This window comes from Sphingobacterium sp. UBA1897, from assembly GCF_002337775.1.
Classification (GTDB): domain Bacteria; phylum Bacteroidota; class Bacteroidia; order Sphingobacteriales; family Sphingobacteriaceae; genus Sphingobacterium; species Sphingobacterium siyangense.
This window is the reverse complement of the sequence record NZ_DDGR01000040.1, coordinates 189,640-215,408: the sequence shown is the minus strand read 5'-3', so window position 1 is coordinate 215,408 and position 25,769 is coordinate 189,640. Positions and strand designations below refer to the sequence as shown.

Below are 25,769 nucleotides of genomic sequence, written 5' to 3'. Positions count from 1 at the left end.
TTTGCTGCACGAAAACAGGAAAATTAATAAAAGGAAAATGCTATTCTCATGGATCTACTTTAAAATCAAAAATACAATTTCAGACCGAATTAAAATTACTATATTCAGAGTAAACAATTGGAATCTTTCCAGCTTTAACCCTAAGAGTATTTCCAATGCTTTAAGAGTGATAAAAGTCAGGGAAAACTTCAAAACACTTAGAACCATTTTTTGAAAAATAATCGTAATATTTTTTTTAATTAAATCATGTCGCTAGAAACATTTACCATTCCGGGATATAAGGATATTTTTAAAGGTAGCAACGAAAGTTATGAAGAACTTGTTAGAGACCTCAATTCTGAAACGATAATAACTTTATGTTCAATGTTAAACGGAGAATTAACTTGTCCCGAACCAATAGCGGATATCCAAAAACGTTTAATATCCTTAATTTCTAAAAACTTTACATTTGATCAAAAGCAGCAATTAAATGATTCTTTCCTTTATTTCAACGAAACAGCTTCTGGAATATTTCAAGGAGGTATAATTTTTAGAAGGTATCTTTTAGCAATGATATTGAAAGAATTGAACAATTACCGCTCTGTTCAATCGAGAAAGTCTAGTCAAGAAAACGAATACCTCTTTTTTAAAGCATATCTTAAGATTATTGATGAAGTTAATGACTCAGATTTATTAAAAATAGATTTTTCAGAAATAGAAAAAAGTAATCCATTATACATATTTTGGTTGTGCTGGAAACCTATTCTAGGTCAATTCGAATTAATGGAAAAAGGAAATATGGTCTTTGAAATGGTAAAATCGGCATGCCTTTTAGAACATGCTAAAAATAACTTATTAGTATATCTAAAAGAATATCTAAACAAGTTTGGGTTCAAAAGTCCAGGTCATTTGCTTGCAAGCTTCAATAGTATCTATAAAGCAACAGAATCCTATAGGCCTAAGGAACATATTCGAAAATATACACTATTGAATGTAAGAAAAAATAATAGTGTAAAGCATATAAAAAGTCAGTGTATTAAGCCTGAAATTAAGGGTACTTTAGAACTTAGAGACCTCAAAAAGTCTCCATTATTTTTTCACCAAAAAAGACATAGCTATATTATATTAGATTATTATTTCGCTCGTAAAAAAACATTTAGAAGTACTTATTTCGAATTATTTCACCACACTAGTTTAAAACCTGATGACAAACTATTACAACAAAAAGCTTTCAATAAATACAGCCAAGAAATAGGAGATTTATTAGAAGCTAAATGTCTTAACCCTATTATTACCTTATTAGCAGGCAATGATTTTGATAAAATTCATTTTGATGATAAATCAGAAGGCATACCTGACGGTTATGTTCGAAAAGATAGAAAGATCTTTTTGTTCGAATACAAGGCATACTTTTTTCCAGAAAGCCTTGTCAATGAGTTAGATTTCAATAAAATACTTCAATATTTCGATGACAGATTTATCGATAAAAAAGGTATTGGACAGATTAAAGAACAAATTACCAAAATCTATAATTTAAAATTTGACTTTGATAAGGAGTTAAAAAATTTAGTAGAAACTGGTAACATTACAATCTATCCAATAATCACATTTAATGAATATCACTTCGGTTTAACAGGACTCACTCAATATTTAGACGGCGAATTTAAAAAGATAATTCCGCAAAAATACCGTGAGAAGTTTTCGATTATGCCGTTTGCCCTAATTAATCTAGAAACAATCTTGGACATGGTGTTAACTAATCAAGACATAAATGACTTAAAAACACACTTAAATTCTTATCAAACATTTACATCTAACACTCAGTATCGTTTCTTCAAGAATCTAGACAATGCTACTTTAAATTCTGCCTTTATTGGATTTGATAATTATTATTATTCGGCAATTGCCCCCCAACCTGTTTCAATCGAAAAGACACAAAATATTTTGACTAGTTTATTAAACCTTACTGGTATCTCATTAGACGAATTAAATCGAAAAATATAATTTAATCATGATTTATCATTGTTAACAAGATTCCCTGAAAAAAGAATTTTTAGCGAATAATTTAATGATTCAATACACTATGAAAGCACATAATACAGGCTTATTAAAAGCTAATATAAAACTCAAAAAGGAGACAGAAAGTAATTTAGAAACAATGAAAGAAAAGTTTAATGAGCTAAAACTCCTTTCTACGCAAGTTGGCAATAATGAAAACTTCCATAAAGCCTATAGTTGTTTTTTGTATTTATTTTCCTATATCCCGGTAATGGGGACAAAATTAGATGTTGGTATTTCCCTTTTCCGGTCTAGACAACATATTAAAAAGAACGAGACATTTACTAAGATTTCTGAAATTTCATTCAATCAAAATTTTCATCTTATTAAACAAGGGCGATTTAATCGAGAGGGAGAGTCAATGTTCTATGCTACTCTTCCTGTTAATGATAACTTGATCGAATCTACTCTTGTCGCTTGCTTAGAAACCTGTAAAAGATTAACTGAGCTGCCTGCTATTTCAATTAAGGATTTTACAATCGGTAAATGGGAAATTAAACAGCCATTTTATGTTGTTAATTTTTGCATGGACGGAGAGCATTTAAAAACAAATTTTGGTATCAAAATCCAGATAGATGATTATGTAGACCTAATCAAAACAAATTATAATCATTTTACAAGTGATTTTATTTTGGAGTTTTATCAGTACTTTTCAGAATTAAGCAGTAAGCGAGCAGAAAATAATAACAATTACTTCATACTCATAGCTCTATTTTTATCCCTGAGAGAGTATTATAAAAATAACCCAAATTATAAGGTTATGGGGCTCATATATCCAAGTGCTATGAGTGAAAGAAAAGGATTGAATATTGTACTCATACCAGAGGTCGCAAAGAATTTAATCTATTGTGAGAAAGTTGGAATGTATCGTTTTAAAGGTTCAGAAAAATCATATAGAGCGGCCCCATGTTGTGATGTCAGTATTCCTACGGAAGAAGGATATTTTCAAATTCAAGGACATAATACTATTAGAGACGAAGAACACTATGAACCTGAATGTTAATTAATATACAGGGTGAATACAAAAATTAGTAAGCCAAAATTTTTATTACTTTTAGCCTTATAAAGCAAGCATATTATCGTTCTTAATCTATTATAACATGGAAAATTCTTTACAGAATGTTTTAAATGAAATTCCCATTCAATTGGACACCTATATTAACATGGAACAGCCAAATGAAACATTACCAATTTACCACGGAGAATTCGTAATTACCAATGGTATTGAAGAAAGTTTGGTAAATGGGAGTATAGAATTCACTTGGTTTCCAAACCCTTGTGTCAAATTCAATGGAACATTTTCCGGTGGGGAATTAATGTTTTTTGAAATGAAAAACTTAATACTCAAAATTAACAATGAGAATATAGGAGTTGTAAATCTTTCAGAAGTTTCACTAGGTGAAAGGGGACAATGTCGTGGTTATGTTAACCGTTTTATTGAAGGGGACTCTTCTATCGCAGTACAAGAAATTATATTTTGTATTCCTAATTTGAGAGGTTACATTGGTGATCGTGTTAGGCATTCTGAAAATAGACAGAAGATTTCTAGTAATAGGATCGAGTTAATTGATAGATACTTTCGAATTATTTTGGATAAATTCTCAGATTTTACTGACAGAAAGAAAAAACTACAAAACAATGGTGGATATCTGCTCACTTATGTTGGAAAAGTTTCTAAAATTAATGGACAACCAATTCGGCTAAAAGAAATTCACGAGTGGCATCAACAACTACAAAATTTCTTATATTTCATTAATGGATTAAGGGCTTCTCCATTATTTTATAGAGGAATTCACGATGGTAGGGAAATTTTTACGGATTATTCATTTTACAATTCAGATCCGTACAAATTTGTGCATAGTTGGTCGAATATTTCAGAAAATATTGATTTTAATAAACTATGGAAAGAATATAGTAGGCTTTGGAAAAATGAAAACAATAGAGATTTTTTATTAACTGCTGTTCATTGGTATGTAGAAGCCAATTCAAATGCAGGAAAGGTCGAAGGTTCGATAATATTAATTCAAACTGCGCTTGAATTAATATACAATTGGTTAATAGTTGAAAACGAAAAGATCATTATAGGGAATGAGGCCGAAGGAGTATCTGCTGCTAATAAAATACGGTTACTAATTTTTCAACTGAAAATTAGTAAGAGCATTCCAGACAGTTTCGAAGATCTTATTAGTGTTGCAAAAGAAAGCGATGGTCCAGAAATATTTGTTAAAATTAGAAATGCGTTGGTCCACGGTCAGGAAACAAAACGTAATGAATTACAAAAAATTTCGGGCAAAGCCAAATTCCAAGCACTTCAATTAGGAATATGGTATGTTGAATTAGCGCTATTATATATTTTAAAATATAAAGGAAGATATAAAAACAGAACAGATGGGAAGATTTGGGAAGGAGAAGGTGAAATCGTACCGTGGGCAAATCCTAGAAAATTTAAAATTGGTCCACCCAGCAAATTTAAAGAAACCGAAATCGAATCATTCTTAGATCTTTTATTGACCCAAAATAAGGTCAAAAACCCTTCATTGGATCGAATCAGAAATTGTAAATTGATAGCAATAGGATATGATTGGAACACTCCAATTTCTATTGGTGCAATCAAACCTAAAACAAAATCAGATTTCACAGAAAAAAAAGCTAATTTATTAGAGGAGGCTGATAAGTATGAATGGGAAATAGGTTATTTTTTTACAGATCCTGAATTTCAGGGTAAGGGCTACAGCTCTCAAATATTAGAAGAATTATTAAACAAATATGGAAAAGGAAATTTAATGGCTTCCACTGAAATGCGTGAAAATAATGCGATGATTCATCTCTTAGAAAAACATGGTTTCGTAAGAAAAGGTAAACCATGGAAGAGTGGTATCAGCGGTAACGATCTAAATTTGTATTTAAGAAATTTCGAAAATAAAACTTTTAAAATTCAAGATTAGACATGTTATTGAATAAAATTATAGATCTTATAAATTCAAAAAGTGAAGGTGAATATTGGGACTTTAAAGAGAAGCCTTATGAAAATAACGCTGCACTTTTGCATGATATATTATGCCTTTCAAATTGTCTCTATGAGGGAGAAAGATATTTGATTATTGGAATAACAGATCCTTCAAGCGGGTGTCAATTAATTGGGTTGGAAAAAAATCAAGCTAACCGTAAAAATCAAGTTTCTTATATAGACTTTCTAAGATCTATAAAATTTGCGGGAGATAATAGACCGGTATTGGAATTAAAAACTTTAAATCTAAATGGTTCAGAAATTGACGTTTTAGTAATACAAAATTTACCTTTAAAGCCCTATTATATTACTACCTCATACCGAGATAAAGACAAGGAAGTCAGAGCGAATCATATTTATTCGAGAACCCAGGATACAAATACGCCGATAGATAAATCTGCCGACATAAATCAAATTGAAAAAATGTGGTATCAAAGATTTGGTTTAGATCTTACTCCTGTTTTAAAGATGCAGCGATATTTGTTAGATCCAAATCAGTGGACAAAAAACATTGGTAATAGCAGATTAATCTTTCATAATACTTTTCCTGAATACACTATTGATTTGAGTGAGGTGGAAATATTTTGGGAAGTATATAGTTACTTCTTTCCTAATGAAAAATCATATTTAGGGACAGCAAAGTTTAAATTCCAACAGACTGAATTGTTTGAATTAGAATACATGTTTTGCGATGAGATGAGAATTATTTTGCCAGTACCTCAAACTGCTTATTTACGGATTAATGACGAAGATTTTTGGTATTTTTATTATGATAAAAGCTCCATAAATGGAAAATTTTTATATTTCCTTACAGAAGGAAATTATACGTTTCATTCACGTGGATCTGGAGCACCATTTCTTTTATTTAAAGATGAAGCTAATAAAAGAGAGTTTGATCAATACATCTTAAAGCACTCCTCCATTATAAAATAAATAAAACCTTCTTTTTTGGCATCTCAAGCTTTAAAAAGTATGAAACAAACTGGAAACCAATCAGTAATTGACCCAGTATTTATTGACCAAATAAACCAATTATATCAAACTTGGATAAAAAATACAGAATACGAGTTAAATTACAAATAACATTGCATAGTGAGCCCATTGGTGTAAATGAAACTTCTTCGATATTTATATTCCAATTATAAATGAATAAACAAATCTAATTTCTTGAATTTGTAGATTTCCACAGGTATATCAACCATATTCCAAACGCAATAGTGAATCCAACCCAAGGAGTCTTCATACTTAGGGCGGCAAAGAATCCGATGACCAAAATTATATTGATAACAAAAAACAAAATTACACTTCTCATAACATTAAAATTTTTATAAAAAAAACAGGCAAATAGAATTACATAGTGTAATCCTATTTGCCTGTTTTAATCTTCTTAATAAACTGTAATAAAGGCACTAAAGGTTCTATTGAACTCTCGTGACCTCCACAAACAAAAAAGCCTAACTCACGTTAGGCTTTTTTGTTTATTCTAGAATACCTTTGTAGACGGCATCCCGTAAGACACCTCCTGCTGTATCTCCCGCGTATTCCCAGTACATCGCACCGAGTAGTCCTGTCGTGTGTACATAATCGCATTTAAGTGCTATCGATTCTGGTGTTTCATAAGTCAGTACAAAATCCCCTTTATCGTTGACAAGATAATGCGCTTTAGCCTCATCGTCCCATTTCTGCTCAAAGCCCTGAAGTGAAAGCAGATCTTTATAATCGATAAAACCCTTGACTTCAGTTTTATTGCCCCGACCATAGAATGGAATTCCCAGCACCAATTTTTCAACAGGCATACCGCCCTCGATGTGGGCCTTAACGGCCTCCACACAAGTTGTATGTCCAGATAAAGGTGAACGGTGCAAACTCGCGTGATGATAAGGCGGATGGCCCGAATCATAAGTCATGATATTCACAAAATCCACATCATTCTTAATCTTGTCAAAAGCAATATACTTACCGTTCGCAACAGAAGCCAAAGTCAACAGTTTCTTCTTACCAATAGCCTTGCGGATATCGTGCATGAGCAAGGTGAAATTCTCCGTATCCGCTAAAGAAGACGAGATCCCTGCAGAAGAATTCGTTGGATATTCCCAGTCGATATCAATACCATCAAGATTAAACTCCTTCATCACACGCCAGCAGTCTTTGGCAAACTTTTGCCGATTAGATTCATTAGCAGCCATTTCGCTAAACCGACCGCTTCCCCAGCCGCCAACGGACAGCAATACCTTGAGATGTGGATGTGTTTTCTTAAGATCCGTAATAGCCTTCAATCTGGATTCATTATCTATACGTAGGCCGTCAAAGCTGTCGCTGACATGTGCAAAAGCATAATTGATATGCGTCAGATAAGTCGGATCAGGCATCACTTTAGACCAGGAAGTGACATAGGCGATAACAACTTTTTTGTTTTTCGCTCGTGCACAACTTACACTAGGATACAACAATAAAGTCAATAACAGAACAGTGAAGGTCTGACTAAATATTGATTTCAATTTACATTCCATAATAGCTTTTTATTTTGTTTCTAGATGATATTGATCGTCCTAAAATATAATCCGTAAAGCATTCACATTTGATGCTTACTCGCTAACTAAAGTTTCAGATAAATATGTAGCTTCTTTAGCAAGATTGCATACCACAACATGGCTAAAGCCCAAAACAATGAACCGGCAATAGCTAAGCTCATATAATCAGATTGCTTATAAAAGAACAGTGGAAGATGAAAACCCCAACAGACAAAGTAAATCAGATCAGGAGCAAGATAGGTCGTTAATGAGTTCTTTCCGGCCTCCTCAAACAATCTTATCCCGCCATAGTAGCCTTTCACATCAATGAAATAATAAAGTGGTATCAAAAGCAATACACTAATCCCGCAACAAACCAATGCCCAACTTGGCGTACCATGGATTTTGGATAAAATAAACCCAAAACGCAATACAAAACCTGCAACTAGCCAAATCAAACCAATAACCAGCAAAAAACGCAACAATACCCTTGGATTTGCCGCATAACGTTTCATAAGCATCCCTATGATTGTTCCAGACAGCACAATACAGGGTATATTGCCAGCTAGAAGAACATGTAAATATCTTCCGGCATCAGGGAATTCAACTTTAAATCCCATTTGGCTCAGCATATTGAGTACCAAAAACAGCAACCAACCACATACAACCACAATTATACTTCCCCTGCTCATTAAGAAAATAGAAGCCGCGGCAAAATATCCCCATCCAATCAGCCCTAAAATCCCCCACCACCCTACTTCCAGGTCTTTTCCATCCGACGCTTTGAAAATATACAGGAGATAAATAATCCCCATAATACCAACTGCACGCAGCCCCTTATAAATGGACTGATATTGCATGTCTTTCGGATAATGATTCCAAATCAGAAAAACGAATACATACAGCAGTCCCAACCACAACAAATGTGACATCCCCGTCAGCTGTGCATCAACTCGCGAACCATTCAGTATTAATACACCAATAAGCAATAAACTTAATGTTCTGATCAGCATATGAACAAAAATGACCGCTGTCGATGAACCTATCTTTTCCCTGGCCGCAACAGCATAAGGCACTGCCATTCCAACCATAAAAAGAAATCCCGGAAATACCCAATCCGCCAAACCCATTCCGTCCTCTTCTGCTTCCGAATGAACCAGCCATTTAGGTACACCTGGAATAAACAAGTCATTGACAAATAGCATCAAGAACAGCGTGAAACCACGCATAACATCCATTGAACGGATTCGGATTTTAGGTACAGCTTGCAATGCGTTCATAATTGATTCGTTGTATTCAAAAAAGTAGCTAACAGCATAGCTGCTAGCCAATCTCTTCCCTAGATCCTTCTTAGCTAATTTTTTAGTGATTTTATGGCGACCGGAACTCGGTGAAAAATTCCTGCTTAGAAAAGTTCCTGTATAACTAAACGAAAAGACAAGCTATTTCGCTAAGATCTATCATCAATAACGCTGATGTCTCTTCGTTGAATGATCTAAGATGAGAAAAAAATAACACTATATAGTGAAATATTTGTTCAAATTAGTGTAAATTTTACTCATAAAACACAGAAATCGTGTAATTTACCCCTGTGATCGATATAAACCAGCCAGAAGCACAACAAGAAATGTCTCACATGTATGAATTGTTACCTTTATGAAGGGTAATTGTATTGCATATAAAAAGCAATTTATCTAAGTTTGACAAAAACAGATTTAATACATAGCCGATCGCCATGAAATTCATTCTTTTTATCTGCTTGCTATTCGCAACACAAGCTATCTTCGGACAGCATATCAGAGTCGTCCAAACAACAATTAAACAGTACAAACCATGAATCAATTAAAATTTCGCGACGCAGCACAACATGATTTACCACGCATAGTAGAAATATACAACTCTACAATAGCCTCCCGCATGGTTACTGCAGACACTGCCCCGGTATCCGTTACCAGTAGACAAAAATGGTTTGACGAACATAACGCGTCGAAAAGACCTCTGTGGCTGATAGAAGATGAAAATAACCAGATACTTGGTTGGGTAAGTTTTCAATCTTTCTATGGTCGTCCAGCTTATGATGCAACAGTAGAAATCAGTATCTATTTGGACGAACAGCAGCGAGGTCGAGGCCTGGGTAAACAGATTCTTCAGTACTGCATTGATAAAGCTCCAGATTTAGGCGTACATACCTTATTGGGATTTATCTTTGCACACAATCTTCCAAGCATTGCATTATTTGAAAAAATGGGTTTCAAGGAATGGGCTAACTTACCCAATATAGCAACCTTAGATCAGGAAGAACGTAGTCTAAAAATATTAGGTATACGAATTAAATAATAGCATGACTACCTAAGCTGTCGCCAAAAATAAAATTGTTAAATTAAAGTATTAACTTGATAAGATCTATAATTCGGTAATATGAAACATTTAATCCAATTCTCCTTGATGTTGATTGCTTATGTATTTATTTTTTCCAGCCCCCTGTTGGCACAAAATCCAGACCGTACTAAAACTATCCCGATCGCAAGTGATTCGGCATACAGCAAGATAATACAAGTGCTTCAGGATGGTGGTTATTTTATTGTACAGCTCGATCGGCCTTCGGGATTTATTCAAACCAGTACATATCTTGAAAACAATAATCTCCTAAGCAATAAAGAAGGAGAAAAATTAATTTTCAACTTCCTGATCAGCCCTTTACAAGCTAAAAGATCAAAAATAGTTCTAAATATATTTTCAATAGAAAGGCGTAAAGGCGGGAGTTTTGACGCACCTAATTATTATGATGAAGATAAGGGAATCGTCCGGAACAATAAAGCCTACCAGCAAATTTGGGATAAGATACTCCCTCTATTTCAATAAGTACAATCAAGATAAAGCCCAGTTGATCTCAGCTCACCTGGGCTTTTATAGTTAAAAAGAATTAGATCGAGATTGTCAGCAAAGGAACATCCAGCCCCGAGGCCATCATACGCGTCTTACTTCGATGGGTCAATGAACTCCAAAAACCGTACCTATAGGGGATCATAACCAACAGATCCGTACTGCTTTCTTTTACCTCGTCCCGGATAGCTTTTACGACCTCATTGGACGTTACATTTTTGTAGTAATAACTTACGATTCCCATCACATTGTTAATGGTTTCTCGTGTTTCTTTTCCTTTTTCCTCATTTAGCTGCTCCACTGTCTTACGAATGTTGAGAACCTCTAATACCGCATCAAATTCAGCTGCAAAATCCTTTACTTTTTCAAGAATTTCCTTTTGCACACCACGAACAATATCACAGGCAAAAAGAATATGCTCCAGCCCCGTAAATTTTGCGCCGAGCGGAACTGAAAGGATTGGTATTTTTAACTTACTAATGGCTGCCGTGGTCGTATTGCCAAGCATATCTTGATCAAAGGAACGTTTGGCCATTCCCATCACCAACAAATCGGCATTCGTCTCATGGATGCACTTGGTAATCTGGTCATAAAACAAGCCTGCTGCCAGATATGGAATAGTCAAAACACCACTTTCGGCAGTAATAGCCTCGGCTTTACGTCGTAAAACCTTACTTTGATGTTCAAAAATCTTGAACATAGAATCGGGAGAAAGTCGAGCGTTCATCGCATGGATGGAAGGATTTTGAAGAGAAAATAAAACGAGCTCGTATTCTTTTCCTGCGAAAACTTCCATAATAAACTTTAAGGCATGTTCGGCCTCTTCAGCGTAGTCTGTGGCAACAATAATCCGTTTCATATGGTCTAATTTAATTCAATAAAAAATCCCTTTTTATTACATTCAAGTTAACGAAAAATAATAAATCTATCAAACGGAGAATTGTCTCAACTGGGTCAATTTTCTCCCGATTTCGGGCTATTTTAAGTAGCTAGCCTTCACAAAAGAAGCTTTTTTTAGATAATCAATACTTTGTTGTAAACCGGTGTAAATATCGTTACGTGTTTCTTCCAGCTCAACAAAAATATATTGCAGGCCAGCAACTTTTGAATTGTTAAAAATTGCATCAAAACCGACCATACCACTTTGACCAATTTCACGATGATCCTTAATATGTAAAGCCTTGAATCTGCCGGCATATTTATTGAAATAATCAACAGGACTAACTTGTCCCATTACGGCCCAATACACATCCATCTCGAAAAATACATTCTCAGGATTTGTATGCTCTATCATATAATCGTACATCACCTTATCTTCCACTTTTCTAAACTCATGCGAGTGGTTGTGATATCCGTATACGATTCCTTGCTGACGGCATTTCGCACCCACAGCATCAAGGTAGCGACATTGCGTTTCCAGATCCTTAAGTGTTTTAGGCACATCCATCCAAGGCGTAACAATGTATTTCATTCCCGCTGCCTTATGAGTAGCAATACATTCGTCCCACCATTTTAGCGATTCCGTAAAATCTCCAGAAGCAAGCTCCCTGTCTGATAAAGTCTTCGTTGCGTGTGATGAAATTACTTTCATTCCAGCTTTTTCTACTTTTGCCTTAAACTCTTGTGGACTCAAGTTATATAATTTACCATCCTTGTATCCAGCGGCTTCCACTCCTGTATAACCCAATGCTGAGATCTTTTGTAGAATTTGGTCGAAATTCGGGTTTTTCCCGATTTCTTCACGTACAGAATATAACTGTAGACCAATTTCCTTTTTTGCAGCTTTCTGTTGTGCAAATGTTGGACTAACAGCCAACATCATACATCCAGCTACCAATGTTCCGATAAGAGTTCTTCTTTTCATTTAGTGCTCAATTATTTATTATAGACTTCGTTCAACGCAAAATTATTTGTAAACGCAGCGTTTACAGGTTGTTTAGGTTTATCGCGTTAAATATAGCCGCAATGTATGCAAATACTCGAAAAAACACAATGCTTTACCGTTTTATTTATTCACATCGCGCACTCAGTTCCACAAAACAGGCCTTTTATATGAATTAAAAATTGGCCTAACTCAACGATTTACAGTCCACCGCTGTTCTACTTATGATAACAAACAAATTGAATCATGGAAAATAAATATGACATCCCCGAGCATAACGACCAAAAACAGGAGGAGAAATTACCTGAGGTTGCCATTGAGGAAAAAGATGATGAACCCGCTGGACGAAATTTAAAACGTACACTTATCATCGCAGTCTGTGTATTGATCGTATTTTATCTGATTTATTATTTTATGAGTGGACGATAATGTGCAACTCACCACAGCTCCGGCGGAACTTGACGGATTCTTGGAAACCGAAGCTGGGCAAGCCGACTTGTTTCGCCATACACGATCTGGTAGAAACTGACCATAGAACTGGCCATCGTGCTGACGTGCTATGCCATTTACCTTAGCTCCGGTGGAACTTGACGGATTCTTGGAAACCGAAGCCAGGCCAAATGACACTATGCTCTTAAATTATTTTGTTTTTCATTTGCCCATGTTTATATGATGAATGATCATTTTGGTTATTTTACACAGGACGGTGACGTAGAGTCTATTTACTAATCGAGAGAAAGATTTATTCCTATCCGATATTTAAACCAATATAGACTTTCACGAAACATACCTTATTCCAGATTAAAAATATCTGTTAAAACAAATATAAAACAAAAAACAACAAACACAAATTTTTAAATAAAATAATAAACTATATTTTGCGCAAATTGTCATTCAATTCGTTGTATGACGGATGAAGACAAAGCATTACTGGAAACAATTGGTTTACGCTTTCGCGCGAAACGAAATGATCTATATTATTCATTGCGGGATCTATCCCATCTAACGGGCATTTCAACAGGAACACTCAATGGTATAGAAAAGGGAAAAGACTTAACGCTCACAAATTTTTTAACCCTATGTCGTAGCCTGGAAATTCAACCAACGATATTTTTTCAGCATGATATTGTCTTTAATTCTCCCTACTCCCTACCTCCTGATGCGCAGGAAAGAATCACGCTAAGCAAAAAACTGGATGACCTCGTCTATCATTCGGATTTTTTCTACTCAGCACGACGTGTTTCGGAGGTATTGGTCCAATTGGGTATTGACAAGAGCCAAAGCAATAAATTCTCTGTTTACCTATCAAACTATTGTGAAGAAGGAACTCTTGTCTATCAGCAGCACGGTAACTATAAAACCTATCGTAAAAAAAGGTAAAAAAATTATTATTTTTTTTTGTTGGAAAGTTCACGAAAACGGTTTGCCCTTCTAAATGTTCCCAAATCATTAAAACGAACCCCATACTTCCGTAAGATTTCTTGTGCCTTCTTACGACCCATATGACGTACGTAAAATGTTTCATTGACAACAAAATGATGGATGCTATGTGTCCAGCCAAAAAAGAAACAAAACAATTGCATCGGAAAAGTCCACCAAACTGTCAATACCTGCGTTTGCTCAATAACATTTCCAGCTTCGACATCGCCAAAATAATGCATGTTTGACGTAATAAAATGTAAACAAAATTGGCGTAATAAGTTTGGTAATAGAATAACATAAATGATCCAACGCAAACTTATCAACATGTTATCAACATAGTGTGGAAAACTCAAATTCACTCCAAAAACCACTCTTAACCAATCAAATAATAGGTCTGCAAAGAAGAAATATAAGATCACATGTGCAAAAATAGTCACTGGAACAATGCTTAAAAACATAATCCGTTTTAGTTTTGAAGAAGTCTCCAATTTTAGATTCCCATTTTTCACCTCTTTGTCCATATCATTAAACATACGATGCAGCCGAAAGAGCCCGCCCAATACAACATCGGCCGTTGTTACCAAACGTTTGATCGACCACTGCTCGCCATTCGTCACACTGCGTTCCTCAACATCATGTAATGTACCCGAAAATTTATGATGATGATGATGCAAGGTCCTGCGTATCCAGGGATTGACAGTCAACGGGCGTAATATCCATACACTAAAAAGCATAAAATGATGAACCACTTTTTGTCTTTTAAAATAAAGCCAGTGAATCAGATCATGTTCTATTTCATGTAAAACACCCATAAAAAAGGCATTACTGACAATCATAAGCCAAGTCGGAACAAGAGCGCGAGACCAAGCTATCGATACAACAACAATGGCCAGGATCGCTAGTACAAATATGGCCATTCCGATACTGTTCTGACTTTTTAAGATGGGGTACATTCCTTTAAGCTGTTGATAGGAAAGATTTATTTCCCTCCTAATCTGGCTCGACTTTTCCTGATGTGTCAATTCGATGTGATTTTATCGGTAAAAATAAGGATTTTTTCGCAGACATCTAACATGTTAGGTAGAATGCCCCTACCTACCAATAACCATAATAAGCTCTAAAAATATTTCCAAAAGCTGTAACAAAACGAACGGGTCCCAAAATATGTGATCCCACTATTTACCGTACTACTAGGTTAACGCAGCAGCCAACTTCTAATATATATCAGTCAAAGCAGATCACTCCTCGGATCTGCTTTTTTTGTGCAAACCATTACGTCAGCAACAAGCGATCTCATCCAAAAAAAATAATTCCCTAAAAGGGATTTGATAGGGACTTTATAGGGACCTTATAGGGACCTCATTCGGATAAAGCCGTCTTAACTGCCTATTAGCTCCCTATTATGTAACATGCTATTTACAATTATTCAATGTATTAAACTAAACTTATCTATTCGTTGTGTGTTAGTAGCCCTACACATTTAATCTGATATTATGGCAAATGTAACACAGGGTGTAAACGGTCCTCCCTCAGGCAAAGTGGGACCTGTAGTTTTTTGTAAGTGGAAAGAGATCAATTATGTTAGGTCTCTTCCGAGAGTGAATAAAAAAAGAGCACTTTCTGAAAAGGAAGTAAACAACCGAAACAAATTTGGACTTATGCAACAATTCTTAAGCCCTTACACGAAAGTCATACGGCTCGGCTTTTCAACCTACGCCAAGAATATGACAGCTTATAATGCTGCAATGTCCTACAACCTTCACCATGCTATGCAAAAAGACGATGAAGGTTTTCATATCGATTATGAAAAGATTGCCCTAAGTCGAGGTTTGGACGAAGAGATTACAGGGGCAACATTTCAATTGTTGAACGAAACTATCCATATCACTTGGGAACTTAAAAGCTCCGAAAAACTCTTGCATGAAGATCTGACAGATTTCCGAACCTTGGTACTTCTCATTCCTGAGAATCCAATAAACGCTTCACAAGGTGTTTTACTTAATAATTACATTATGGATTTACAAGAATCTATTCAAATACCGAAACTAACCCAAAGTGATACATATCATCTATATCTAGGTTTTATTGCAGCTGACGGGACTAATCGAAGCATGAATAGCAGCTATCTCGGAAATATAAGCTTGGAAAGAGGATAAAGGTGCTCCAGGGAAATAAATTCATCAACAGGAGAAATAAGACCATTCGGAAACAAGCACACAACACACTTAATTACAATAAGATAACAACATTTTAACCCTGAATTTATGTAAACACCTTAAATTAGTATAAACGATGTGATTTACAATCGATGGTTTCAACAGCCACATCAATTTCGGCCATGAAGCCAATCGTCTTTATATCTAGTAGGCATTTGGTTACCCCCTCAGCAATCCTCAACACATATCCATGTGCAAGCCCTACTACTTTCTCTATTCAGTTCGGCAAGCTCATACCTTGCCGAACATTCTATTACCGATCGGATCAGCTCGGCTATATGACTTAACTACCAAAAGGATCGGTCTTTTTTTCGGTTTTTACGATTTTAATCAGATGCTCCAACGCATTTTTCAGACGTTTGGCATCTTCTTCCGTTTGGATTGCCCATAAAATTTCATCCGTACTTGGCGAGGACTTAAATCGAATTTGATAACCTGATTTTACTCTTGCGATGACAAGTACATCTGATTTGGCAATATCACTTCGAAAATGCTGGCCACTGGAAAGAAAGACTGTTAACACTTTCCCGTCTACCGTCACCGTATCAATTTTTGTATCCTTATAATGGTAGGCAACCTTATACAGCTTATTAATATAAGACATGGTCTGTTGTTTATTCAAGCTCGCATTTTGGGCTACCGATGGTACTGTAATACCAATAGCCAAAAGAAAGCACAAGAAAAAATTCTTCATTTATCTAGCATTTTTTATTTCCATACACCGCAACAACCTATCGCTCGGATTGTACTTACTTACCAAATATCACATAACGACAATCAGCAGAAGCAAAATACGTTCCTTTTATTGATGACCTAAAAATATAGATTTTATTTACTTTTTTGGCTATTGTTCCACAAACTAAACTATTTCCAGCAGCAGCATTTCGATTGCTGCTACTGAAAATCCTTATTTAGTCATTTTTATTTATTCTTTCGATCTCGATAAATCTCGGGCATTTTCTGCAATACGGATAAATTCAGCACGATAACCTTCCTCATCTTTGCCTTTAGAAGCTTTTGCTCGCGCTATGAGCTGATCAAAATTGGCCTTTTGCTTAAAATCAGAATCACGAAGTAATAGACCTAGTTCCGCTACCGCAGTTACGAATCGTAAATCTTCACTCACACTGTTCAATTCCGTAACAGAAGTTCCGACCACCTTTTGCTGCAACTTGCTTTTCTCCCCTTCAGGCTCCTTATACCGAAATTTAACTGTTGCCAGTTCAGCATTTCTCCGTCCGGCTGCCTGATCCGCTTGCTGTTGATATTTTAAGGGATCTACCGTCCCGATCAGCCCCGACGCTACACCGACGGGTACAATTTCATATAAGGCTGTCACCACATGTCCTACGCCCATGTCACCACCCATCTTTTGATCATTATTAAAATCCTCAGCCTCCAGCAAGCGGTTTTCGTATCCCACTAAACGGTATGCCTGCACATAACTGGGATTAAATTCGACCTGAATCTTGACATCTTTAGCAACGGTAAACAAAGTTCCCCCAAATTCGGTTACCATCGCTTTTCGTGCTTCAGAAATATTGTCTATATAGGCATAATTCCCATGCCCTTTGTCGGCAAGGATTTCCATCTTACTGTCCTTCAGATTTCCCATGCCATACCCCAATACTGTGAGGAAAACCCCCGATTTACTTTCTTTGGAAATTAATTCTTCCATCGATTCGTCACTACTCTCCCCAACATTGAAATCGCCGTCACTAGCCAAAATGATCCGGTTGTTTCCTCCTTTGATAAATTGTTGCTTCGCAATTTCATAAGCCTTCTTAATTCCTGCAGCACCGGCGGTACTTCCACCGGCTTCCAGCTCCTCAATAGCCGATTTTATTTTCATCTTTTCATCACCAGGCGTACTCTCCAGTTTTACCCCTGCCGATCCAGCATAGGTCACAATGGCTACATGGTCCACAGCACGAAGCTGATCGACCAACATCTTCAGCGAAGCTTTCACCAAAGGTAGACGCCCCGGTCCCATCATTGATCCCGACACATCGATCAAAAACACCAAATTGGAAGCTTTAAGATTCGCTGTAGGAATATCTTTCGCCTTTAACGTGACGCGCATGAGCTGATGCGTCGTGTTCCAGGGTGCCTTCGTCAATTCGGTGACGATATTCACAGGTTCACCATTTTTAGGCCCGGCCACTTGATACTGAAAGTAATTGATCATCTCTTCAACCCGTACCGCGTCTTTTTCAGGCAGTGTTCCCGAATTGATAAATCGACGCACATTACTATAGGAAGCAGCATCAACGTCGGCTGCAAAAGTTGATAAAGGCTCCTTAAGTGGATTGATAAAGCTATTTTCCTTCAACTTTTGATAAGATTCTTGGTTCTGATTAGGCACATACGCCGTTCCTCTAATATACAAACCCGATACTTGCCCATACATAGCCGCATTAACATTCATCACCGATGCCGTCTGACGCTTTGCCTTGTGCTCATATCCGGTCACAACAACCTCATCCAGCGCATTATTTTGCTGCGCCAATGCCACATCAACCTTTGACCGATGGTTGACCGCTATCCGCTGCTCAAGATATCCGATATGACTAAAAATCAACATGTTTTTGCCATCAAGGACTTGAATACGATAGTTTCCCTTGTCATCGGTCTGCACATGTGCTTTGGTTGCAGCATTGTTCACCTGTACCCCCACAATTGCCATTCCTGTATTCGCATCGACAACCTTCCCCCTAACCTCATATCCTTGCTTGGCATATCCGCCTAAGGATAGCAACAAGCCTATTACAAAAAGTATTGCTCTCATATCTTTTACATTTTTGCCAAGGGATGCCTCAAATATTAAATTTCCATAAACCAGAAAAAAAAAATATTTTTAACCAATAAAATGTTCGCATTCAAGTCGTCAAAAATAGATACAGCACAAGACCACGAGCTCTTGCTGCACTACCAGGAGTCTAAGGAGCTCCAGGTATTGGGTGATCTATACCAACGACATACGGAAATGGTATACTATGTTTGCTTACGGTATCTCCAAGATTCCGAATTGAGTAAAGATGCTGTCATGAATATCTTTGAAGAATTAATACACAAAGTCAACAAACAAGAAATCAAGGACTTCCCAAGGTGGCTTTATGTATTAAGCAAGAACCATTGTCTGATGTATTTGAGGTCTCAAAAGAACAAAACTCAAATTTCTTTGGATGAATTTGTGAAATTTCCGGGAGACATGCATCAGTATGAACAATATGATGAAAAAGAAGAACAGCTAACAGCCATGGAAGGCTGTCTGGGAAAATTACCAGACAAACAGCAACAGTCGGTTAGACTCTTCTTTTTGGAGGAAAAATGTTACAAAGAGATTAGTGAATCTACCGGTTATAGCTTGAACGAAGTAAAAAGCTATATTCAGAATGGAAAACGGAATTTAAAAAATTGCATGGAGGCTTGGAATGAGCAACAGTAATTACGACATAGCATACTTAAAGAAATACGTCAACGGCGAACTATCTCCTACGGAGATGTATGCGCTTGAACGGGAGGCGCAACGTGACCCCATGTTGGCGGATATTCTTATAGGTATTGAAATGGATCAGAATAAAACCGTAATTACAACAATCAACAACCAAATTGCGCAACGTATTGAAAAAGACAATTCCGCTAAAATAAAGGTCTTTGATTGGAAGAGACTTAGCATCGCCGCAGCAGCAGTGATCGTGTTGGGGGTTGGCCTCCTTCTTTACCGCCAACAGGACAAAAAATCATCCGAAGCGAGACGTACCGCTGAAGTGAGTATTACGCAGGAAAAACCCAAAACAAAGGTTATAACAGCAGATTCTATCATTCCTTCAGATGATATCGCTTCAAAAATAGGATCTCAAGATCATTCGCCACAATTAGCAGATAATAACAGACCGCGGCTTCATGAACAGCACCCACTGGAAGAGGTGACCGTTTTATCCCGGGAACCCTCCCTACGTGTAAAATCACTGGAAGAAATGAAGGAAGGTCTCAATAATGATCGCCCTGTATTTGGATTAAGACCTACAGACAGTACAATTGTTATCGGTTATGCGCCAATGGCAAAGAAAAAAGATGCTTCCCAAACGATTATGATTCGGGGAACCTCAAGTTTAAACAATGCACTTGCAGGCAGGGCTCCAGGTATTTCGATCCCACAACAACAAGGTACACCGCTACAACTTACGATTCGGGACAAAGAGACGGGCTTACCTATTTCGGGAGTGACAATCATTCAACCCAATAGCAAGTTTGCTACGAATACCGACGCACAGGGACAAGCGACCATCCAACCCAGTACAATGGATTCACTCGTCGACATCATGGCACTGGGCTACAACTCGGTTGCATTGAATATGCGTCGCAGCAAAAATACGACGATCAAACTGCAACCTTCCGGCGCCACACTTGATGAAGTCGTCGTCACAACGATGTCTTCACGCAAATCAAAAAGTGCCGAACCGATCTGGGGCTGGAGATCGTTCAACAATTACATCAAGAAAAAAACAGCTAAAAGCCGTTATGAGGGCACTGTCCGTTTAAGCTTCTATATCGATAAAGATGGATTCCCAACAAATATCAGCGTTCTCCAAAGTGCAAATGATTACCTCGATGCCAAAGCCAAAGAAATCCTACTTTCGGGACCAAAATGGAGAGGCGAAGACTACCGCTATGTCACGTTAAGCTTCGAATTCACCTTGTAAATACGCTATCTTTACGCATCTCATCAGACTACAACACAAGTTTATCTCGCTATCTGGACAAATAAGCAGTCGAAATTTATCGATCCATTTATCTTTTCAATCAATTTTATTTATAAGGGTTTGGATTTAAAATTATTTCATACTTTAGTGTTATAATTCTTAACCATACAGTCATTTTTTATGAAAAGTTTTTTCACTGGCCTCCTCTTGCTTAGTGGTATATCCCTACAAGCACAAGATTTTTCGTTCGGTAAAATAAAAAAGGAAGATTTTGCCATTACTGTTGACAAAATAGATACAGCAGCAAATGCCTTTGTCTTACGTGAATATGGATCAGCCGAAGTTAGTTATGATAAAAACAAAGGTCCGGTTGTTCAATTTTTCAGACACGTCCGCATTAAAATATTAAATAAGGAAGCTTATGATTACGCTAATTTCAGCATCCCTTTATATAAAAGTGGGAACGAACGCGAAGTCCTTATGGACATCAAGGGAGCATCCTATCACCTCGTCGGTGATAAGGTCGTGGAAACAGAGATGACGAAAGCGAATATTTTTAACGAAAACGCCTCAGAAAACTATGCGGTAACAAAAGCGGCCATTCCGCAGGTCCAAGAAGGTACAATTATTGAATACCGTTACCGTACAGAATCTCCATTTATCTTTAACCTAAATGCTTGGGAATTTCAGGAAGATCTCCCGAAACTTTATAGCCAATACGTCACGCGTATTCCCGAAGTTTTTCATTATAAAGCCAATTTAAAGGGGGGATTAGCCGTCAGTGACCGAAAGGTTGAAAATTACAACACGGGGCTAAACTCTCAAGTTGGAGAAGTCTTAGGCAATAAAACCATTTATACCATGGAAAATATCCCGGCTTTCCACACCGAAGATTACATGACCTCTTCTAAAAATTTTAGGTCAATCATTTTCTTCGAACTCGGTCGGTATAGCATTCCAATGGGACCGACAAAAGACTTCTCGCTCACGTGGGAAAATGTCAGGGATAAACTCGTACAGGACGAAAGTTTTGGTGGACAAGTAAAGCGAAAAACGGCACTGAAGGAATTCATAGAACCCGTCTTGCAGGATTCAAAAGATGATCTGGAAAAAGCGGTACGGCTGTATACCTATTTTCAGAAACAAATAAAATGGAATAACCGCCATTCAATCTACGCAAAAAATATCAAAGAAGCCATCGAAAAAAGAACAGGCAATAGCGCCGATATTAACCTTGGACTGGTCAATGCCCTACGTTATGCGAAGCTAGATGCCATCCCTGTTATTTTATCGACACGTGAGAATGGCTATGCAGGACTCTATGCACCAGCGATATCAGAGTTCAATCACGTTATTGCCCGGGTAAAAATAGGTGAAAACTACTACCTGCTGGATGCAACCTCTCCCTATGAGATGTTTGGAAATATCCCGATGAAATGTGTCAATTTTCAGGGAAGATCAATTCCCCTCGAAGGCGAATCTGACTGGGTAAAACTCGAGGCAAATCTTTCATCTAGTTATAGTAATTTCTTCTATGGTGAACTGTCGGAAGATGGTGCATTAAAAGGAAAATGGATTACCTCACGTAACGGTTATGGCGCTTCCAAAATGCGTGAGCGCCTTCAAGGAAGTAATTCTGAAGAAGAATTCTATGAAAAAATAGATGAAGAAAACAATCGCATCAAAATCAACAGTTTTAAAGTATCGAATCGGGAATCTCTTGACAAACCACTAACGGAGGAGTTTGAAATTGAGATTAAGAATTTTGCAACCCTACAAAATGACCAACTTCTATTCAATCCTTATATTGACACCAAAATGTCCAAGAACCCCTTCAACCTAACGGAGCGGAATTACCCAATCGACTTTGGTTCTTTAGTCCAAGAAGAGTGCTACATTGAAATCAAACTACCAAAAGGCTATACATATCCAACGGAAGGAAAATTAAAAAATATCAGTATGGCTCTTCCTGAACGTGCGGCCCGGTATATTTTCAAAATCAATAATACAACACCGGACGTTCTGATAATAGAATCTGCAACACAATTAAACAAACCCCTGTTTATGCCGGAAGAGTATTTTGATTTAAAAGAGTTTTTCAGCCGAATCATCCAGGCAGAAAAATTAGATGTTGTACTCAAAAAAATATAACAATATCGCTTAACACAAACTTCATTTTATATTGACGATTAGCTTAAATAAGGGTGATAACTTTGAATATCAAAAAAATAGTAAAATGATTAAAGATTCAGATTTATTCGAACTAGAGAATACCTTCCTTGGTGAAGGTTTCGAATTAGATGGTGATGATATTATCACCGATGAAGACTAGGTCTTCACTTTTTTAGCAAGTATTATTCCCCTTATATAATCTCAAAGCCCAGACATTCTTTGCTGGGCTTTTTCTTTGCTCCGTTCTTCACCAATTTGGCCAAAACTTATTATTTCCCTATCTTTATGTTATCCTGACAATCCGATATTGAGTTAACCCAGCTCCTATTTTACGGGAACACAAGCAACAGGTTTAAAACAAATAAAACACACATGAGAAAGATAATATTGGATCTGGCCATGACCCTAGATGGCTTTATTGAGGGTTCACAGGGAGAGGTTGACTGGTGTATTATGGATGATGACATGGATTTCGATGGCTTTTTGGCTTCGATCGATACCATCTTTTATGGCCGCGTGAGCTATGATGCCTGGGGTAATTTCCAGCCGCACGCTACGGCCGATGAAACAGAAATAAATCTTTGGAAAAATGTCCATGCGAAGAAAAAATATGTTTTTTCTAGTCAGGCAAGGCAAGATGAAAACGCTACTTTCATCCAGACTGACATCGCAAAACAAGTTCAGGAAATAAAAGCACAGCCCGGAAAGGATATTTGGCTATATGGTGGAGCGCATCTAATTAAAACATTCATTCAAGCTAACCTTGTTGACGTCTATCGCATTTCCGTTCACCCTATTGCCCTGGGAAGTGGCAAGCCTTTATTCGAAAACTTACCTGAACGACTATCCCTAAAACTTGTTCAAAGCGTCACATTCAAATCGGGAGTTGTTCAGTTAATCTATACCCCCCAACATGAATCTTAACGATCAGGCAACCCCACAGATCGCCGATCATATGATCAGGAAAGTGATAGATCAACTCGAAAGCATACTTATGCTCCATTGCTCTAACCTATCACAAGATCAAACAGGTAGGGCCTATTATGGTGTTAATTTTCAACTGGGCAACAAACACTTCAAATTTAGAAAGGCCAAGATAACACCAAAAAAAGTAGGATTATTCGTTGCACTCTGGAAACGCAACACCGATGGCCAGACCATACCTTTTACTGCAGATGATCATTTCGATTATTATCTTATTTCGGTTGAACAGGAACAGCATTGCGGCCTATTTGTCTTTCCAAAACAGGCGTTAGTTGAACATACAATCCTCACAGCGGGTTCTCAAATGGGCAAACGCGGATTCCGTATTTATCCAGATTGGAGCATCCCAACAAACAAACAGGCTACCAAAAGTAAACAATGGCAGCACAGATACTTTGTGGATTTCTGTGGTCCCCACCAAGAAGCCAAAAACAAATTGACCCATATACTGCAAAGCAGCTAGTCGATATTTTCGACCAAATCGGCATAAGCTGCACGCAACAAAGAAATTGCCGCCACCATACTTTGTTCGTCAAGATGAGCAAACCCCAACCGCAATGCAGTGACCGTTTTATTTTGATAAAGGCAATTACTCGGCAACAACAGTCCCTGCGACCGCACTTTCTCCTGCAAGGCTGTCAGCGAAACAACTGTATTAAACTGTATCCAAAAAGCCAGTCCCGAAGCCGGGACGTCAAATCTGATTTTATCTTCAAAATGCCGTAACAGCAATTGTGCAAACAATTCTTTTCGCTCTGCAATTGTTTTCTGAAATTTACGCTGATACCGAAAGATATCACCCTGGTGGATAATCTCGCCCAATGTCTTCTCGATCATAAAATTCGGCTTTCCGAAGATGTTCAAATACTTTTTTCCCTCTTCCAACAGATCCTGAGGTGCGATCAAAAAATTCATTTGGAAACCAGGGTCAAAGAAACTACCGAAAGCACCTGTATAAATCACACGGTTGCCGCCATTTTTCCGGAAAAGTGATTCGCCTTTCTCCTTAAAAAAGGAAGACTCAAAATCCACATCATCCTCAATAATGATAAAGTTATACTGCTCGGCCAACTGTAACAGTTGAATTTTCCTTCGCTCGGAAAGGTTAACCGTCGTTGGATACTGACACCTGGTATTGAGGTAAATACACCTGATTTCTCCGGGTCTAAATTGGTCTCCGATCTTATCTACAATCATCCCCTCCGCATCTACCGGAATGGTTTTTAGCTTGGCCCCAGCTTGACTAAAGATCATGTTAGGTAAAAAATAACTTAAATTTTCTACCAATACAATATCGTCGGGCCGGATCAATAATCGGGATAAAATTGAAAAAATTTGTTCGCGGCTAGCAATCGGCAACAAGAAATTCCGGGAAAGATGAAACCCTCTTGTTAAATTCAGATAATAGCTTAACTGGTCCCTAAAAAACAAATTTCCTTCAGTCGTCGTCGGAAAATCATCACTTTTCTTTTTCCGTTTCACCATGGATGCATAAAAACGCACCAGTTCCTCCGCTCCAATGACATTATAATCAGGTGTTCCATCCGTAAAATAGTACCTTTCGGGAACCTCTGAAATAGGCATATCCAATATGAGTTCCTTTCTAAAAAAGTAAGGTGCAAAATCAGGTGGCTGTCTAAATGCTTCAATCGCCGACCCGGAAGTACCGATAAGCTCAGGATTTTTCACAAAAGTCCCGCGATTAGCCAAAATTTTTACCCAGCCCTGTTCCTGCAATTCCGCTAAAGCGGCTACAATGGTTTTTCGGTGCACGTTCAGTTCTTCAGCAATCTTCCGGCTTCCGGGCAACAGATCTCCATCTTCCAATAGATTTCGCTTGACAGCATTGATAAATTGATAAACGATCTGTAGATAGATGGCATCTTCCTTACGGCGATCTATCTTAATAATCGAATGAAAACCTATACTAACCGGACTACTCATTATGTT

At 37.3% G+C, this 25,769-nt stretch carries 22 protein-coding genes; 14 read left to right on the top strand and 8 right to left on the bottom strand.

From position 1 onward, the window contains the following. The first annotated feature begins 246 nt into the window (after positions 1-246). The 4 genes from B4N43_RS25140 (at position 247) to B4N43_RS25125 (ending at position 5,977) form a co-directional block, all read left to right on the top strand. The gene (locus tag B4N43_RS25140) at positions 247-1,983 is read left to right on the top strand and encodes a hypothetical protein (protein WP_286736927.1); all 1,737 of its coding nucleotides are present in this window, start codon (positions 247-249) and stop codon (positions 1,981-1,983) included. A gap of 79 nt (positions 1,984-2,062) precedes the next feature. Further along, positions 2,063-3,040 (top strand): hypothetical protein, encoded by a 978-nt coding sequence (locus B4N43_RS25135; protein WP_286736926.1) that lies wholly within the window; start codon positions 2,063-2,065, stop codon positions 3,038-3,040. 97 nt (positions 3,041-3,137) lie between these two features. After that, a complete protein-coding gene (locus B4N43_RS25130; RefSeq protein ID WP_286736925.1) occupies positions 3,138-4,982 on the top strand; it encodes a GNAT family N-acetyltransferase in 1,845 nt (614 codons plus the stop codon). A gap of 2 nt (positions 4,983-4,984) precedes the next feature. Beyond that, positions 4,985-5,977, top strand: coding sequence for an RNA-binding domain-containing protein (locus tag B4N43_RS25125; protein WP_286736923.1), 993 nt, complete (start codon positions 4,985-4,987; stop codon positions 5,975-5,977). A 545-nt stretch (positions 5,978-6,522) separates the two neighbouring features. On the opposite strand, the gene B4N43_RS25120 is transcribed toward B4N43_RS25125, so the two are convergent. Both B4N43_RS25120 and B4N43_RS25115 read right to left on the bottom strand, forming a co-directional pair. Continuing rightward, on the bottom strand, positions 6,523-7,554 hold the full coding sequence (locus tag B4N43_RS25120) for a glycoside hydrolase family 18 protein (RefSeq protein WP_286736921.1): 1,032 nt from the start codon (positions 7,552-7,554) through the stop codon (positions 6,523-6,525). Between the two features lie 86 nt (positions 7,555-7,640). Further along, a complete protein-coding gene (locus B4N43_RS25115; RefSeq protein WP_286736918.1) occupies positions 7,641-8,834 on the bottom strand; it encodes a DUF5009 domain-containing protein in 1,194 nt (397 codons plus the stop codon). A 553-nt stretch (positions 8,835-9,387) separates the two neighbouring features. Between B4N43_RS25115 and B4N43_RS25110 the strand changes: the two genes are divergently transcribed. After that, entirely contained in the window at positions 9,388-9,891 is a 504-nt protein-coding gene (locus B4N43_RS25110; protein WP_286736916.1) for a GNAT family N-acetyltransferase, read from the top strand. Between the two features lie 81 nt (positions 9,892-9,972). Further along, entirely contained in the window at positions 9,973-10,416 is a 444-nt protein-coding gene (locus B4N43_RS25105) for a hypothetical protein (protein ID WP_286736914.1), read from the top strand. A 61-nt stretch (positions 10,417-10,477) separates the two neighbouring features. Here B4N43_RS25105 and B4N43_RS25100 read toward each other — a convergent pair whose 3' ends face one another. After that, positions 10,478-11,296 carry a universal stress protein gene (locus tag B4N43_RS25100; protein ID WP_145328298.1) on the bottom strand — a complete coding sequence of 273 codons (819 nt, stop codon included), beginning with the start codon at positions 11,294-11,296 and terminating at the stop codon, positions 10,478-10,480. Between the two features lie 117 nt (positions 11,297-11,413). Further along, entirely contained in the window at positions 11,414-12,301 is an 888-nt protein-coding gene (locus tag B4N43_RS25095; RefSeq protein WP_286736911.1) for a sugar phosphate isomerase/epimerase family protein, read from the bottom strand. Positions 12,302-12,565: 264 nt separating this feature from the next. Here B4N43_RS25095 and B4N43_RS25090 point away from each other — a divergent pair, with 264 nt between their 5' ends. Then, on the top strand, positions 12,566-12,748 hold the full coding sequence (locus tag B4N43_RS25090) for a hypothetical protein (RefSeq protein WP_088162842.1): 183 nt from the start codon (positions 12,566-12,568) through the stop codon (positions 12,746-12,748). A 477-nt stretch (positions 12,749-13,225) separates the two neighbouring features. Further along, positions 13,226-13,699 carry a helix-turn-helix domain-containing protein gene (locus tag B4N43_RS25085; RefSeq protein WP_075994063.1) on the top strand — a complete coding sequence of 158 codons (474 nt, stop codon included), beginning with the start codon at positions 13,226-13,228 and terminating at the stop codon, positions 13,697-13,699. An 8-nt stretch (positions 13,700-13,707) separates the two neighbouring features. Here B4N43_RS25085 and B4N43_RS25080 read toward each other — a convergent pair whose 3' ends face one another. Then, positions 13,708-14,763: a fatty acid desaturase gene (locus tag B4N43_RS25080; RefSeq protein WP_286736908.1), complete on the bottom strand. Its 1,056-nt coding sequence runs from the start codon at positions 14,761-14,763 to the stop codon at positions 13,708-13,710. 471 nt (positions 14,764-15,234) lie between these two features. On the opposite strand from B4N43_RS25080, the gene B4N43_RS25075 reads away from it, so the two are divergent. Beyond that, positions 15,235-15,897 carry a DUF6266 family protein gene (locus tag B4N43_RS25075; protein ID WP_201667301.1) on the top strand — a complete coding sequence of 221 codons (663 nt, stop codon included), beginning with the start codon at positions 15,235-15,237 and terminating at the stop codon, positions 15,895-15,897. A 343-nt stretch (positions 15,898-16,240) separates the two neighbouring features. On the opposite strand, the gene B4N43_RS25070 is transcribed toward B4N43_RS25075, so the two are convergent. Together B4N43_RS25070 and B4N43_RS25065 are read right to left on the bottom strand one after the other, a co-directional pair. After that, positions 16,241-16,651, bottom strand: coding sequence for a hypothetical protein (locus tag B4N43_RS25070; RefSeq protein ID WP_145328302.1), 411 nt, complete (start codon positions 16,649-16,651; stop codon positions 16,241-16,243). Between the two features lie 231 nt (positions 16,652-16,882). After that, a complete protein-coding gene (locus tag B4N43_RS25065) occupies positions 16,883-18,745 on the bottom strand; it encodes a vWA domain-containing protein (RefSeq protein WP_286736902.1) in 1,863 nt (620 codons plus the stop codon). Positions 18,746-18,826: 81 nt separating this feature from the next. Here B4N43_RS25065 and B4N43_RS25060 point away from each other — a divergent pair, with 81 nt between their 5' ends. From B4N43_RS25060 to B4N43_RS25040, 5 genes are all read left to right on the top strand, one after another. Further along, a complete protein-coding gene (locus B4N43_RS25060; RefSeq protein ID WP_075994067.1) occupies positions 18,827-19,405 on the top strand; it encodes an RNA polymerase sigma factor in 579 nt (192 codons plus the stop codon). Continuing rightward, entirely contained in the window at positions 19,392-20,663 is a 1,272-nt protein-coding gene (locus tag B4N43_RS25055; protein WP_286736899.1) for a carboxypeptidase-like regulatory domain-containing protein, read from the top strand. The genes B4N43_RS25060 and B4N43_RS25055 overlap by 14 nt, the downstream gene beginning before the upstream one ends. A 180-nt stretch (positions 20,664-20,843) precedes the next feature. Continuing rightward, entirely contained in the window at positions 20,844-22,814 is a 1,971-nt protein-coding gene (locus B4N43_RS25050) for a DUF3857 domain-containing protein (RefSeq protein WP_286736897.1), read from the top strand. A 393-nt stretch (positions 22,815-23,207) separates the two neighbouring features. Then, positions 23,208-23,759: a dihydrofolate reductase family protein gene (locus B4N43_RS25045; protein WP_286736896.1), complete on the top strand. Its 552-nt coding sequence runs from the start codon at positions 23,208-23,210 to the stop codon at positions 23,757-23,759. Then, positions 23,749-24,282, top strand: a complete 534-nt coding sequence (locus tag B4N43_RS25040; RefSeq protein WP_286736894.1) for a MepB family protein — start codon at positions 23,749-23,751, stop codon at positions 24,280-24,282. Before B4N43_RS25045 ends, B4N43_RS25040 begins: the two co-directional genes overlap by 11 nt. Here B4N43_RS25040 and B4N43_RS25035 read toward each other — a convergent pair. Next, complete coding sequence (locus tag B4N43_RS25035) at positions 24,279-25,763, bottom strand: PLP-dependent aminotransferase family protein (protein WP_286736892.1); 1,485 nt, start codon at positions 25,761-25,763, stop codon at positions 24,279-24,281. The two genes, B4N43_RS25040 and B4N43_RS25035, sit on opposite strands and share 4 nt — an antisense overlap. Positions 25,764-25,769: the final 6 nt, after the last annotated feature.